The sequence below is a fragment of the Tenacibaculum todarodis genome (assembly GCF_001889045.1).
Classification (GTDB): Bacteria; Bacteroidota; Bacteroidia; order Flavobacteriales; family Flavobacteriaceae; genus Polaribacter; species Polaribacter todarodis.
In genome coordinates, this window is sequence record NZ_CP018155.1 from 2,600,256 (window position 1) to 2,614,740 (window position 14,485).

The following is a 14,485-nucleotide window of genomic DNA, read 5'->3' on the forward strand; positions in this document are numbered from 1 at the left end:
TCTTTGCAGTAATGAACACAATTTTTTTATTTATTGGAGGCCCAGAAATATTTGTAATTCTACTTTTAGTAGTGATGTTATTTGGTGCAGATAAAATTCCTGAGATTGCTCGAGGTTTGGGTAAAGGAATTCGTCAGGTTAAAGATGCAACCAACGATATTAAAAGGGAAATTAATGACAGCGCAAAAAAGCAAGGTCTTGACACGGATTTTGTAAAAGACATTAATAAAGAAGTAAATAAGGTAAAAGACAATATTGATGATTTTACTGGGCCAATAAAGCGCAACCTTTAATTATTTTACCCTACTAATTGTTAAGCCATCTCTAATTGGCAACAAAACAGTTTCCACTCTTTCATCAGTATTTAAAAGTGCATTGTATTCCAAAAGCACTTTTGTATCTATATCTTTCGGGTTTAATTCTTCAACAACTTTACCGCTCCAAAGTACATTGTCAGATAAAATTACGCCGCCTGTATTCATTTTATCAATAATTAAATTGAAGTAATTTACGTAATTAGATTTGTCGGCATCGATAAAAACTAAATCAAATTTTTCTTCAATTTTTGGTATAATATGAAGTGCATTTCCAACATATTGTTGAATCTGATTGTTATAATCCGATTTTTGAAAATACTTATGTTGTAATGTTTCTAATTCTTCGTTTTTATCAATGGTGTGTATAGTTCCGTTTTTTGCTAAACCTTCCGCTAAACACAAAGCAGAATAACCAGTGTATGTTCCGATTTCTAAAATAGTTTTTGGTTGAATAAGTTTTGAAATCATAGACAAAACTCTTCCTTGAAAAGCACCGCTTAACATACGCGGATTTAATACTTTTTGCCAAGTTTCTTTGCTTAATTTTTGTAAAAGTAGAGGTTCTTGTTGCGAATGTGCAACAACATAATTGTCAATATTTTCAGGTAAAAAGTGCATTATTTTTTTAGATTAATAGAAGTTTGGATTATTAGATTTTTAGAGTGGAATTGAATTTTGACAGCATTTTGATTATAGAGATTAATTTTTTAAATAATTTAGAATAATCGTTTTCAGAAATAAAATTTAAGTCTGTTGCTAAAATTAATTGTGTATCAATTTCATAACAAGAACCTAAAGACATTGTTAAGAATCGGCTAAAATCTTTATCTGATTTTCTTGAGCTCCCTTCTGCAATATTTGAGCAAATAGAAACAGAAGCTCTTCTTAATTGAGAAACTAAACCAAATTTTTCTTCTTCAGGAAATTTTTTAGTTATTTCATAAACTTCTTTACAAAAAACTCTACTTAACTGCCAAAATTTTAAATCTTTATATCTATGCATTCTATAAGTCTAAAAGTCGAGTAATCTAATAATCTAACTTTTCAAATATATAAAAAACGGAGTTTACAAAAAGCAAACTCCGTTTCAATCTAACAAAAAATCAAAAATTCGGTTTAACACCGAAAATCTTCTATGCTTCCATTTTTTCTAATTCTTTCTTAAAGGCATCTTTATCTGCGTTAGAAAGACATTTATTATCTTCTTTACAATCTGAGGCTTTCATTTTTAAAACCTTGGTCATTGTACGGTTTTGTTTTACATATTTACTGCAAATTTTGCAAACAAAAATATGCCAGTTTAATTTCAATTTTTCTGAAAATGAAGCTTCTCCATATTGGCTTTTATCGCAAATTGTAGTTGCTTCGTCGCAGCTTATTATAAAGTTCTTAAACATAATATTAATTATTAAACCAATTCTCTTCCATGCATTTTCTTAACTGAGTTCTGGCTCTATGGATTATTACCCACAGGTTTGACGCAGTAATGTCTAGCTCCTTACAAATTTCTTCAGTTTCAAATTCTTGTATAGTTTTCATTCTAAAAACCATTGCGTATTTTTCTGGCAAAGCATCTATACACTTATCTATTTGAGCTTTTAATTCTTGAGTTTCAATAATTTTTTCAGATTCGTTTTCCCAAGATTGTGGTACGCGTTCTTCTATCCAATTACCTTCATTTTCTCCGCTATCATAAAAATTCATTCTAACTTCGGCTTGTCCTTTTTTAGAATTTATTTTTCTATAATGATCAATTATTTTTCGCTTTAGAATTGAGATAAGCCAAGTTCTTTCAGTCGATTTTCCTTGAAAATTCTTAGCCGATTTTAATCCAGCAAAAAACGTTTCTTGAACCAAATCTTTTGCAGTATCACTATCATTAACTCTTACAACAGTATAGTTAAATAAGTAATCGGCATACTTATCTATCCAAGTATCTGGCGATAAAGTTGGTTTGTTGTCCTTAGAATTCATTGATGCCAAATATACGCTATTTTTTAACTTTTAAAGCATTGCAATTTTCACGTCTTCTCATATCAACAATGTATATTATTTCCCATTTTCCGTTATTATTAAAAAGTTGAAATGAGTTTGCCCCACAATGGCTAAAGTTTCCGTTTAAGTAAAACTCATAAGGCGTCCAAACCGATGCTAGATTTCCATCAATTTTTATATCCCAAGACAATAATTTTTCAAAATATTTGTTTTCTGGCTTTTTATTTGCAATTCCTGTAAGTATTTTTTCTCTACTATCAGTTACTATATCTTTTTTACCTTTTCTGTTAAATGTGGTTTGAATTTTTATAGATGAATGCATTGTAGCGCTAACAATTGTACTATCTCCTTTATGTAAACCATCAAAAAAAGTTTCTATGGTTTCTTTTATGGCTTTTTCATCGGAAGAATTTTGAGCTGTAAGAATTGAACTTAAGCTTAAAGTAACAAGTAAAATAATTATTTTATTCATCTTTAAAAGTTTGGTTGAAAGGTAAAACTATACAAAAGTTGATACAAAAAAATCAAATAAAAGAAGATTAACACAAGATTAACTTGGTAAAATCTTATATAAAATGTCTATTTTTACCCAATTCTAAAATTAAAATTGATGTCAGTAGCAAAAAAAGAATATAAAAGAGTCACCGTAAAATCGTTAGTTGAAATGAAAGCTAACGGAGAAAAAATATCTATGTTAACCGCGTATGATTATACAATGGCAAAAATTGTAGACAATGCAGGTATAGACGTGATATTAGTTGGTGATTCTGCTTCAAATGTTATGGCTGGTCATGAAACAACATTGCCAATAACGCTAGACCAAATGATTTACCACGCAAGTTCTGTTGTTAGAGGTATAGATCGTTGTTTAGTTGTGGTAGATTTACCTTTTGGGAGTTATCAATCAGATCCAAAAGAAGCATTGCGTTCTGCTATTAGAATAATGAAAGAAAGCGGAGGACATTCAATAAAATTAGAAGGTGGAAAAGAAATAAAAGAATCTATAAAACGTATTTTAAATGCGGGAATTCCAGTTATGGGACATTTAGGTTTAACGCCACAATCTATTTATAAATTTGGAACTTACACAGTAAGAGCAAAAGAAGAAGAAGAGGCAGAAAAATTAATGGAAGATGCATTATTACTAGAAAGATTAGGCTGCTTTGCATTGGTTTTAGAGAAAGTTCCGGCTAAATTAGCTCAAAAAGTAGCAGAAGCGTTAACAATTCCTGTAATCGGAATTGGAGCTGGTGGCGGAGTTGACGGACAAGTTTTAGTTACGCATGATATGTTGGGTATGACACATGAATTTAATCCACGTTTTTTACGTAGATATTTAGATTTATATACTGAAATGACAGGAGCTTTTGAACAATATATTACCGACGTAAAATCTAGAGATTTCCCAAGTAATAAAGAACAGTATTAAATGAGAATCCTTCACCTAGATTCAAATCACCCATTATTATTAAATCAATTAAACGATTTAGGCTTTACAAATGAAGAAGATTTTATTTCTTCAAAAAGTGAAGTTGAAGCAAAAATTCATCAATACGAAGGAATTATTATTAGAAGTCGTTTTTCTATTGATAAAACCTTTCTTGATAAAGCAACAAACCTAAAATTTATTGGAAGAGTTGGTGCAGGTTTAGAAAACATTGATTGCGATTATGCCAAACAAAAAGATGTGTATTTAATTGCTGCTCCAGAAGGAAATAGAAACGCAGTTGGAGAACATTCTTTAGGGATGTTACTTTCGTTATTTAACAAACTAAACAAAGCCGATAACCAAGTTAGAAGTGGAAAATGGTTGCGCGAAGAAAACCGTGGAATTGAACTTGATGGTAAAACAGTTGGTTTAATTGGCTACGGAAATATGGGAAAATCTTTCGCCAAAAAACTACGAGGCTTTGATGTAGAAGTTTTGTGTTATGATTTAAAACCCAATGTTGGCGATGAAAACTGTACACAAGTTTCCTTAGAAGAATTACAGAATAGAGCAAATGTTTTAAGTTTACACACACCACAAACACCATTAACTATTAATATGGTTAATGAAGATTTTATCAATGGCTTTCCTAAACCATTTTGGCTGATAAATACAGCAAGAGGAAAATCGGTTGTAACGGCAGATTTGGTTTCAGCATTAAAATCAGGTAAAATTTTAGGAGCTGGTTTAGATGTTTTGGAATATGAAAAAGCATCTTTTGAAAATCTATTTAAATTTAAAGACGGTGTACTGAGCGTAGCCGAAGTACCAGAAGCTTTTCAGTATTTAATTAATTCAGAAAATGTAATTTTATCACCACATGTTGCTGGTTGGACAGTTGAAAGTAAAGAAAAACTGGCTCAAACTATTGTAGATAAAATTAAAGCAAAATTTTGTTAACTTGTAGGCTTGTTGTCATTCCGAATGAAGTATGAGGAGGAATTTCATTTCGTAATGATATTTTATAAAAACCAAAGCTAATGCAATATAAAGCTACTTCACCCGAAGACTATATTAGTCAAGTTCCAGAAGAACGAAAAGAAACGTTACATAAATTACGCAAAACCATAAAAGATAATTTACCAAAAGGTTTTGAAGAAGGCATGCAATATAGCTTTCCAAGTTATTTTGTGCCACATTCAATTTATCCAAACGGTTATCATTGCAAGCCGGAAGAACCACTTCCTTTTATGAGTTTTGCTTCACAAAAAAACTCTATAAACTTATATCATAGCGGAATTTACGCAAACCCAGCATTGCATGATTGGTTTGTAGCTGAATACCCAAAACATTGTAAACGCAAGTTAGATATGGGAAAAAGCTGTATTAGATTTAAGAAGATAGAAGAAATTCCGTTTGATTTAATTGCAGAATTATGTACAAAAATGACGGTTGAAGAATGGATTAATATTTACGAAACTAACACTAAAAAGTAAGATGAAGAAAAAAGGTAAAGTTACAGGAATTGGTGGTGTTTTTTTTAAAACTGAAGACCCAAAAGCAACTAAAGATTGGTATAAAAACAAGTTAGGTTTTAATACAGATGATTGGGGTTGTTCTTTTTGGTGGAAAGATGAAAACGGAAAAAAAGCCATGACTCAATGGAGTCCTTTTGCAAAAGATACAAAACATTTTGAGCCTTCAAAAAAAGACTTTATGTTTAATTATCGTGTTGAAAATTTAGTTGAGTTATTAGAGGAATTAAAAGAACAAGGCGTTACTGTAATCGATAAAATTGATGAATATGATTATGGTAAATTTGGCTGGATTGTAGATTTAGACGGAAATAAAATTGAACTTTGGGAACCAAAAGATGAAGCTTTTTAGTATTGAAAAATTTAGTATTTTTGAGTCTATCTAATTAAAAATCAATATTAAAATGTCTGAAGAAAATAAAAATGTAAAAGAAAATCTTAAAGAAGGTGTAGAAAATGCTAAAGATATGGCAAGCGATGCAGCAGAAAATGTAAAAGAAATAGTATCTGAAGCTTCTGATAAGGCTAAAGAAATTGCAGGCAATGTAACTGAGGAAGCAAAAGAGGCTTTAAATACAGCAAAAGAAAAATTAAGCGAGGTTATTTCTGAAGAAACAATAGATAACGTAAAAGCAAAAGCAGGTGAATTTACAGATGATGCAAAAGAAGCTCTTTCTGGAGCAGCCGACAAAGCAACTGAGTTAGCAGGAGAAGCTAAAGAAAAAATTACTGAAGTTTTATCTAGTGAAAGTGTTGAAAATATTAAAGGTAAAGCAACTGAATTAGCAGGTGATGCAAAAGAAGCGTTAGGAGATTTAGGTGAAAAAGCAAGTGAGTTTGCTGGAGAAGCAAGTGAACATATTGCAGACTTTGCTGAAGATGCAGAAGAGGTAGCAGAAGAAGTAGTTAAAAAAACTAAGAATTTCTTTCAGCGTTTATTTGGTAAATAAACCATTCTTATAAAATAAAAAAGCGACCAATTGGTCGCTTTTTTTATTTACTATATTCTTGCTTTAATAAAGAAATATCATCAATAATTTTTTGCATATTTTCTTTTTCAGTGCCATCATACATTCCACGAATACGACGCTCTTTGTCTATTAAAACAAAGTTTTCTGTGTGTACAAAATCGTTTTCATCTCCGTTGCCTTCATCTAAAACAGCAAAATAACTTTTACGAGCTAACTTATAAATATGTTTTTTACTTCCTGTAGTAACGTGCCATTTTTTATCAATTACACCTTTTTTATCAGCATAATCTCTTAATACCGAAACACTATCTATTGTTGGTGTTACCGAGTGCGATAAGAACATAATATCATCATCGTTTTTGTAATGTTCTTGTAATTCACTCATATTATACGCCATTGCAATACAAATGGTTTGGCAACGCGTAAAAAAGAAATCTGCTACATAAATTTTGCCGTCAAAATCTTTGTTTGTAATTGTTTTTCCATTTTGATTTATCAATGAGAAATCGGCAACTTTATGATTTTTCTTTTGATTTCTGATAGAAGCATCAACTAGTTTCGGATTTATATCAGCTGGACTGTAAACTGGTAGTTTTTTATCAACTTTTACTAAATGATAAAAAATTGGAATTGTAATTGCTGAAAAGACCAACAAAAACAATAAAGTGTATTTAGATTTTTTGAAAAATTTTGTTTCCATAGTACAAAAATACGGCTAAAAACACATCTTTAAAACAGATTTTCTAAATTCTTTGTTAAAAGAGTTTTGTCAGTAAAAACAATACTTTTACAACTGTTTCTAAAAGCGTACATTTGCGGGATTATAAATTTTAGATTGATTACGTAGATGGAAATTTTAATAAAAGCATCACAGTTTATTTTAAGCCTTTCTTTATTGATTGTATTGCACGAATTGGGGCATTTTATCCCTGCAAAATTGTTTAAAACAAGAGTAGAAAAATTCTACTTATTCTTTGATTATAAATTTTCACTTTTCAAAAAGAAAGTAGGAGAAACAGTGTATGGTATTGGTTGGATTCCGTTAGGAGGTTATGTTAAAATCTCTGGAATGATTGATGAAAGTATGGATACCGAACAAATGGCTTTACCGCCACAACCTTGGGAATTTAGATCTAAACCAGCTTGGCAGCGTTTAATAATTATGTTAGGTGGTGTTATCGTGAATTTTGTATTAGGAATACTAATTTACATCTGTTTAATGTGGGCTTATGGAGAACGTTTTTTACCAAACGAAAATGTAAAAGATGGTGTTTGGGTAGAAAACCAATTAGCAACGGATTTAGGTTTGCAAACTGGAGATAAAATTTTAACTGTTGATGGTGAAAAAATTAAGAAATTTAATCAATTACCAATAGAGTTTATCAACGGTAACAACTATACAATTGAAAGAAATGGTGAAGTTCTTGAAAAAGAAATTCCGATTGATTTTATTTCAAAATTAGTTGATAGAGGTAAAAACGCAGGAAATTTTATAAATACACGTTATCCGTTTTTAATTAGTGGCGTGCAACAAGATTCTTTAAATGCTTCTTCTGGTTTACAGCCAAAAGATATGGTGGTTGCTATTAATGGAGCTCCGATAAAGTATTATGACCAAGCGAAAGTAGAGTTTGAGAAATTAAAAGGACAAGCTATTTCCTTAACTGTTAAGAGAGGTGAGGAAACTAAAGAAATTCCTGTAAAAGTTTCTAATTACGGAAATATAGGTGTTGTTTTTGGTGGAGCATCTTATAATGATTTAGAAAAACTAGGATACTACGATTTAGAAAGAATTGATTATTCATTTACAGAAGCTGTTCCTGCAGGTTTAAATAAATCTTGGGATACTTTAACAAGTTATGTAAAACAACTTAAAAAGATATTTAATCCAAGTACTGGAGCATACAAAGGTTTAGGTGGTTTTATTTCTATTGGAAGTATTTTTCCTTCAGAATTTAGCTGGGAAACGTTTTGGAACATTACAGCATTCTTATCAATAATGTTAGGTTTTATGAACCTATTACCAATTCCTGCTTTAGATGGAGGTCATGTATTGTTTACCCTTTGGGAAATGATTACAGGTAAGAAACCAAGTGATAAATTTTTAGAACACGCTCAAGTAGTTGGTTTTGTGCTTTTACTAGCGTTGTTAATATTTGCGAATGGTAACGATATATTTAGATTGTTTAAATAACATTTGAATTTAAAGCATAAAAAAAGAGCAATCAGTTTTGGTTGCTCTTTTTTTATGATATCATTTTTTGCTCTTAATCTCTAGACATAAATATCTGCAACACATACCAAAATAATAGCATTAAAGAAGCAAATAAGCCTAAAGCAGCAGGAATATAATCTTCTGTTCCAAATTTGTGAACCAAGTTAGATGTTTGATATAAAATAGAACCTCCGGCTAATAAACACATTCCTACAGAAAACCATAAACCTAAGTTAAATCCGAATAAAGTTCCCGCAATAATTAATCCTATTGCAATAAAAAATCCTATTGTTAATGCTGATCTTAAAAACGAAAAGTCTTTTTTAGTTAGTATAACAACAGCAGATAAACCTGCAAATAAAGTAAGTGTAACAATACCTGCTTGTTGAATTAAATCGAAATTTCCTGTAAACGAAATTGCAATATAAATTAACGGAACAAAAATAAACGCTTCAGCAAAAATGTAACCTGCATAAGCTAAATATTGTAAGTTTTTATCGGTAGTTTTTAAAGCAGTACTTTCTGCATAATTGGTAATTAACATAAATCCACCTAATAATAACAACCATTTATAGCCTTGCGTCATTGAAAGCATAAAGTTTACTATTGTAGTACTTTGTAATAGTAAATATTCAAAAAGTATAAATAACAAAACGCCACCAGCAACATGTGCGTAGGTTTTCTTGTAAAAAGCAACTCTTTGTACATCGGTTCCTTCAGCTAAAAGAACGTTGTTGTTTAATGTGTTTTCCATAGTTTTATTTAATGTTAAGCAATTTTATTTTCTTTATTGGTTCTAATAATAGCTTGTTCGTTTTTCCAATCAATCCATTTTTGACCTTTAATTCTACGCATTAAATTATCATAATTACGCATAATAAAAATATTGTACATCGCTTTTCCAAACCTACTAGGGTTTCTTGCTAAAGCACGCAAACTCATAGAAAAACCTGGAGTTATATAACGCATGTAATGCCAATAACCTTCTGGCATGTACAATACATTTCCATGTTCAAGATGTGTAATATGTCCTTTTGCTTTTTTAAGTGCAGGCCATTTGTCAAAATCTGGATTAGAAAAATCAATATCTTCTCTTACAATTAAAGAATGTGGAATTTTATATAAGTACTTATTTTGTTTTTGGTCAAACAGAATTACTTCTTTTTTTCCTTCAAAATGAAAGTGAAAAATATTAGCTAAATCAATATCGTAGTGCATAAAAGTGTACGAATCCGTTCCGCCAAAAAATAACATTGGTAATCCTTTTAGTAAGCGTAAACCAAAGTCTGGAAACGTAAAGTCTTTCTGTAAAATTGGTACTTCTTTTAAGACATTCCAAAGAAAAATTCTGAATTTAGTAGGCTCACGTTTCAATAAATCTACATATTCACCCATTTTCATGGTTGCGTGTGGTTCGTTAAAACCATCTTTAAAATCTACAGGCCTATCATCATACAAAGGCACGGTTTTATCGCCTGCAACCTCTTTCATGTACTCTAAAGACCATTTCGAATGTGCTGGCCAATCATTAACAAAGTTCTCTATAACCACAGGTTTTTGTGGTTTAAAATAGTTTTTGATAAAGTCTTCTTTGGTGATCGTTTTTACGCGATCTATTTTGGTAAGATCTAATCCCATTTTTCAATTTTAAAGTACAAAGTTAAGAAAATGAACTGACATTTTTTTAGAAGCAGTTTCCTGCTTTCACTACTCGCTTTTTTTGGTGTTTCGACTACGCTCAACAACCAAAAAAGAGCTCAAACACGCCGTTCAATCAGGGCTAAACTTGTTTGTGAAGGTTTGTGCTTAATTGAATAGCATAAAAAATCCGCTATAAAAGCGGATTTTTAAAACAAATATTATTTACTTTCTTCTGAATTGTCTTCTTTAATATCTTCAACAATTTCAGACGGAATTTCCTTTCCTTTCAAGTAACTTGGTAATTCCATTCCAGCCATATTAAACATTTCTTGCAATGGCGGAACCGCTTTATACATTCCAGAAATAAAGTTAGAAGTAGATGTTTTTCCATCTTTTCCTCCACCATTTTCCCAAACAGTAACTTTATCAATCTTAATGTTTTTAATAGCTTCTGCTTGTGTTTTAACCAATTCTGGCAATTTATCAGCAATTAATAATAAGGCTGCATTTTGAGAATCGTTTCCTGCTGCTTTTACAATTTGATCTAAACCAGCTGCTTGTTTTGTTAAAACTTCATACAAACCTTGTGCTTCTGCTTGTGCTTTAAATAAGATTGCATCGGCTTCACCTTTTGCAATACGTCTAATATTTTCTGCTTTTGCTTCTGCATCAATTTCAACTTTTCTTTTGTCAATTTCTGCAGGAACAATAATATCTGCTAACTGAGAAGAACGTTCTCTATCGGCTCTTGCAGTTTCTGCTTCTTGCTCAGCTGCATACGATTCTTGTAATGCTTTTGCTGTTTGTACTTTTTCAGATGCAATTGCAACACGTTCTGCTTCAGCTTCACGTTGTCTTCTTAAAGAATCTGAATTTGCTACGGCAATTTTTGCAGTGTTTTCTCCTTCTACAGCTTGTGCATTTGCTGCTGCAACCTGGCTTCTTTCATCTTGTACCGCATTAGCCTCACCAATAGAACCATCTCTAGTTTTTTCTGCAACCGATTTTCTTGCCGCGTTAATTGCATGTGCTGCTGCTTCTTTTCCTAAAGCTTCGATATAACCAGATTCATCAACAATATCGGTAATATTTACGTTGATTAATTTTAAACCTACTTTCTTTAATTCTGTTTCTACAGATTGAGAAATATTGGTTAAAAACTTGTCTCTATCGTTATTAATTTCTTCAATATCCATTGAAGCTACTACCAAACGTAATTGACCAAAAATAATTTCTTGTGCCAAATCTTGAATGCTATCTTGATCTAAACCTAATAAACGCTCTGCAGCATTTTGCATAATTCCTGGTTCTGTAGAAACACCAATTGTAAATCTACTTGGCACATTTACACGAATATTTTGCTTAGAAAGTGCGTTCACTAAATTTACTTCAATAGAAATTGGTGTTAAATCTAAAAATTGATAATCTTGAATTACGGGGAAAATAAACGCGGCTCCACCATGAATACATTTAGCAGATTCTCCGCCACCAACTTTTCCGTACACTACTAAAATTCTGTCTGAAGGACATCTTTTGTAGCGCTTAATCATGGCAACAATTAATATAAAAATGAATAGAATAGCAATTCCTATTCCGACTAATCCTGCAAAAGGACTACTTTGTAATACAATAAAATTTAGCATAGTTTTTTTTAGTTTTGTGGTTCAATAATTAATGTTCCGTTATTTGTTACTTCAATTACTTTAATAATTTTTCCTTGTTTTAAATCTTCATTATGGTCTGTTAAAGCTTCTAATTCTCTTAACGCACCTTGAATTTTAATCTGAATTTTCCCTGTTTTAGAGCGGTTTGCACCAACAGTTAAATAGACTTCTCCAATTGAGTTTAAAGCATTTTTCATCTTTAAGGTTCCGCTAGATGTTAATTTACTGATGTAATAAAACATTGCAGCCATTACAAACATCATTGCTAAACCGCATGTTATCGATATAAAAATAGTAACCGATTTAGAGTTTCCTGCATCTATACTTGCAATTCCGCTCCAACCAAAAATGGCAAAAAAGGCAACAACGTTTTTAAAGGTAAAAAACTGAAAACCAGCACCTGTATCTGCATCCATTTCTGCATCTACATCGCCAATATCATCTGTATCTGCACCAATAAAAGTGCTGATTAAAACAAATAAAAAGATAAGTGTAGAAATTCCTGTAATTATCCAATACGTCTTTTGAAAAGACGTTAGTTCTTGAAACCATTCCATCATAACAATTAGTTTTTAAAGTGAATAAATATAAAAATTTTTGACTGAATAGAACACGTTATTCTATCAATATAAAGAGAAACTCATTTTTAATTTAATCAACCTTTTAAAAAGCGCTTTTTATTGTTGATTTTCGGCTTAAAAAGAAGCCAATAATATTAAAGTGTGGTTGAGTTTCAATTATTAGTAGCTAAAAAGGACATTTTGTTACAGAAAATCTTTAAAAAACAAAAAACCTTGATAAGAATATATCAAGGCTTTTTTAAAAATTGAGGTTTTTTATTCTCTAGAAACCATAACGCAAACCAAATAAAACGTTGCTTGGTGGCATTGGTACAAAACCAGATTCTATATATTCTGCATCAAAAATATTATTAGCTGTAACTGTAAAACTAAGTTTCTTAATATCAACTATTATAGAAGCATCCCAAACGTTGTAGCTTGTTCCAACAGTTCTTTCTGCATGTTTATAGATAATATTTTGTCTTACATTTTTAAATAATTTACTGGTAAAACGAGTAATAAAATGATGTTTTAATGTGTTTAAAGAATAACGAGATAAATCTTTATTCTGATCTAAAATATCATCATCTAAAAAATTATATCCAAATGATAAAGTCTGATTATAGTCTTTTATTTTAAAATTATAGTCTGCATTAAATTCAAAACCTTTGGTATTCACTTTTGCAATGTTAGTTGCCGTGTAATTTGAAGTTGATGTGTCTGGACGAATAAAATCAATAAGATTGGTAGCGTTTCTATTAAAAATAGCAACAGAAGTTGAGAAATTATTAGAGTTATATTTCAATCCTATTTCTTGAGCAAAAGCTTCTTCTGGCTCTAAATTTTCGTTTCCAGTTGTATTAGGAGCATTGTAATATAAATCTGTATAAGTAGGTATTCTATACGTAACACCTAAGTTTCCGTAGGCTTTTAAATTCTCTGATAATTTATAACCTATATCTAATCCTGGAAAGGCGTGAAATTTAAAATCAGAAAAATAAGTAACTGCAACTCCTGGAGTTATGTCTAATTTATCATTCATTAATTTAAAACGGTGTTCTAAAAACAAATTTGCCATAGTTCTGCTTCTTTCACCTAAATTATTACTGCTTATAGATACGCTAGAAATATCTATACCAAAACCAGTTATACCTAATTTAGAAGTATAGGAAGCATTTGTTTCCACACCAATTTTATTGGTAATATGTTGATTTCTGAAAAAACTTGGATCATCTCTTTTCAATAAAAAGATATCTTGACCTCTTCTCCAGTAAACTCTTGGCGTAATCTTAAATTTTTCAGTTTTAAAAGTTGTAGAAACTCCTATTAAACTGTTTTGTGTTTCTTCGTATTCATGCCAATCTGGATTGGTTGTATAAAAGTTTTCTGCACCAAACTTTTTGTCGAAAAAAGTAGCTAATACTTCTATAGGTTGTTTTTTTTTGTTGAAAACTCCTTTTAATAAGTAATTGTAGTTGTTATAATCAGAATTTGTACGATAACCATCTGAAGTTAACGCACCAACATGTGCGATAATTGATGAATTTTCAAACTCTTTACCAACAGTTATTGAACCATTCAATTGTCCAAAAGAACCTGCTTCAATATTTGCTGAAACTGTGTCTGATAATTTCTTTTTAGTAACAATATTAATAGCTCCAGTAAATGCATTTTGCCCAAAAACTCTTGCAGCAGGACCTTTAATAATTTCTATTCTTTCAATAACTTCAATTGGCAAAGCAGCATTTAATGTATGATGACCTGTTTGTGCGTCATCCATTTTTATACCATCAATTAAAAGTAATGTTTGGTCAAAACCTCCACCTCTAATATATAAATCTGCTTGGCTTCCAGCAGTTCCTCTTCTTCTAATATCTACACCTGCAACCTGTTGTAACAGATCTGCAACATTTGTAGCCGCACTATTCTTTATATCTTTTGAAGAAATAACATCGATAGTTCTTGAGTTTTCTTTAAAAGGTAAATCAATTCTAGAAGAAGTAATAATAACTTCTTTTAAAGTATCTTTTTTTATGGTGTTGTCTTGTGCTTTTACTTGAAAAGCAACAAGCAATAAGGTAATTATTACCGTAATTTTAATTTTCATGTTTAGTGATTTTATTATGTTGCAAAAATCGTAACTTTCCGGACGATTAAA

At 30.8% G+C, this 14,485-nt stretch carries 18 protein-coding genes; 7 read left to right on the top strand and 11 right to left on the bottom strand.

The window, feature by feature from the left end; translation table 11 throughout:
* Positions 1–11: 11 nt before the first annotated feature.
* On the top strand, positions 12–293 hold the full coding sequence (locus tag LPB136_RS11855) for a Sec-independent protein translocase subunit TatA/TatB (protein ID WP_072556530.1): 282 nt from the start codon (positions 12–14) through the stop codon (positions 291–293).
* Here the strand turns inward: LPB136_RS11855 and LPB136_RS11860 are convergent, their stop codons facing one another.
* The 5 genes from LPB136_RS11860 to LPB136_RS11880 all read right to left on the bottom strand — a co-directional run bounded on the left by LPB136_RS11860 (position 294) and on the right by LPB136_RS11880 (position 2,784).
* Positions 294–935 carry an O-methyltransferase gene (locus LPB136_RS11860; protein ID WP_072556531.1) on the bottom strand — a complete coding sequence of 214 codons (642 nt, stop codon included), beginning with the start codon at positions 933–935 and terminating at the stop codon, positions 294–296.
* A 31-nt stretch (positions 936–966) separates the two neighbouring features.
* Positions 967–1,320 (bottom strand): four helix bundle protein, encoded by a 354-nt coding sequence (locus LPB136_RS11865; RefSeq protein ID WP_072556532.1) that lies wholly within the window; start codon positions 1,318–1,320, stop codon positions 967–969.
* Between the two features lie 130 nt (positions 1,321–1,450).
* Entirely contained in the window at positions 1,451–1,714 is a 264-nt protein-coding gene (locus tag LPB136_RS11870) for a hypothetical protein (protein WP_072556533.1), read from the bottom strand.
* A 4-nt stretch (positions 1,715–1,718) separates the two neighbouring features.
* Entirely contained in the window at positions 1,719–2,291 is a 573-nt protein-coding gene (locus LPB136_RS11875; RefSeq protein WP_072556534.1) for a sigma-70 family RNA polymerase sigma factor, read from the bottom strand.
* A 16-nt stretch (positions 2,292–2,307) separates the two neighbouring features.
* The gene (locus LPB136_RS11880) at positions 2,308–2,784 is read right to left on the bottom strand and encodes a nuclear transport factor 2 family protein (RefSeq protein ID WP_072556535.1); all 477 of its coding nucleotides are present in this window, start codon (positions 2,782–2,784) and stop codon (positions 2,308–2,310) included.
* A gap of 138 nt (positions 2,785–2,922) precedes the next feature.
* Between LPB136_RS11880 and panB the strand changes: the two genes are divergently transcribed.
* From panB to LPB136_RS11905, 5 genes are all read left to right on the top strand, one after another.
* Positions 2,923–3,741 carry a 3-methyl-2-oxobutanoate hydroxymethyltransferase gene (panB, locus tag LPB136_RS11885; RefSeq protein WP_072556536.1) on the top strand — a complete coding sequence of 273 codons (819 nt, stop codon included), beginning with the start codon at positions 2,923–2,925 and terminating at the stop codon, positions 3,739–3,741.
* Complete coding sequence (locus tag LPB136_RS11890) at positions 3,742–4,701, top strand: 2-hydroxyacid dehydrogenase (RefSeq protein WP_072556537.1); 960 nt, start codon at positions 3,742–3,744, stop codon at positions 4,699–4,701.
* Between the two features lie 80 nt (positions 4,702–4,781).
* Positions 4,782–5,237 carry a DUF1801 domain-containing protein gene (locus LPB136_RS11895; protein ID WP_072556538.1) on the top strand — a complete coding sequence of 152 codons (456 nt, stop codon included), beginning with the start codon at positions 4,782–4,784 and terminating at the stop codon, positions 5,235–5,237.
* Between the two features lies 1 nt (position 5,238).
* Positions 5,239–5,628: a VOC family protein gene (locus LPB136_RS11900; RefSeq protein ID WP_072556539.1), complete on the top strand. Its 390-nt coding sequence runs from the start codon at positions 5,239–5,241 to the stop codon at positions 5,626–5,628.
* A gap of 52 nt (positions 5,629–5,680) precedes the next feature.
* On the top strand, positions 5,681–6,226 hold the full coding sequence (locus LPB136_RS11905; protein ID WP_072556540.1) for a hypothetical protein: 546 nt from the start codon (positions 5,681–5,683) through the stop codon (positions 6,224–6,226).
* Between the two features lie 43 nt (positions 6,227–6,269).
* Here LPB136_RS11905 and LPB136_RS11910 read toward each other — a convergent pair whose 3' ends face one another.
* The gene (locus LPB136_RS11910) at positions 6,270–6,947 is read right to left on the bottom strand and encodes an SCO family protein (RefSeq protein ID WP_072556541.1); all 678 of its coding nucleotides are present in this window, start codon (positions 6,945–6,947) and stop codon (positions 6,270–6,272) included.
* 147 nt (positions 6,948–7,094) lie between these two features.
* Between LPB136_RS11910 and rseP the strand changes: the two genes are divergently transcribed.
* Positions 7,095–8,441 carry an RIP metalloprotease RseP gene (rseP, locus tag LPB136_RS11915; protein WP_072556542.1) on the top strand — a complete coding sequence of 449 codons (1,347 nt, stop codon included), beginning with the start codon at positions 7,095–7,097 and terminating at the stop codon, positions 8,439–8,441.
* Between the two features lie 73 nt (positions 8,442–8,514).
* Here the strand turns inward: rseP and LPB136_RS11920 are convergent, their stop codons facing one another.
* From LPB136_RS11920 to LPB136_RS11940, 5 genes are all read right to left on the bottom strand, one after another.
* Positions 8,515–9,216, bottom strand: coding sequence for a Bax inhibitor-1/YccA family protein (locus tag LPB136_RS11920; protein WP_072556543.1), 702 nt, complete (start codon positions 9,214–9,216; stop codon positions 8,515–8,517).
* Positions 9,217–9,230: 14 nt separating this feature from the next.
* On the bottom strand, positions 9,231–10,100 hold the full coding sequence (locus LPB136_RS11925; RefSeq protein WP_072556544.1) for a cupin-like domain-containing protein: 870 nt from the start codon (positions 10,098–10,100) through the stop codon (positions 9,231–9,233).
* A gap of 221 nt (positions 10,101–10,321) precedes the next feature.
* A complete protein-coding gene (locus LPB136_RS11930; RefSeq protein WP_072556545.1) occupies positions 10,322–11,746 on the bottom strand; it encodes a flotillin family protein in 1,425 nt (474 codons plus the stop codon).
* Between the two features lie 8 nt (positions 11,747–11,754).
* Positions 11,755–12,327, bottom strand: a complete 573-nt coding sequence (locus tag LPB136_RS11935) for a hypothetical protein (RefSeq protein WP_072556546.1) — start codon at positions 12,325–12,327, stop codon at positions 11,755–11,757.
* 283 nt (positions 12,328–12,610) lie between these two features.
* Positions 12,611–14,434, bottom strand: a complete 1,824-nt coding sequence (locus LPB136_RS11940) for a TonB-dependent receptor (protein WP_072556547.1) — start codon at positions 14,432–14,434, stop codon at positions 12,611–12,613.
* Positions 14,435–14,485: the final 51 nt, after the last annotated feature.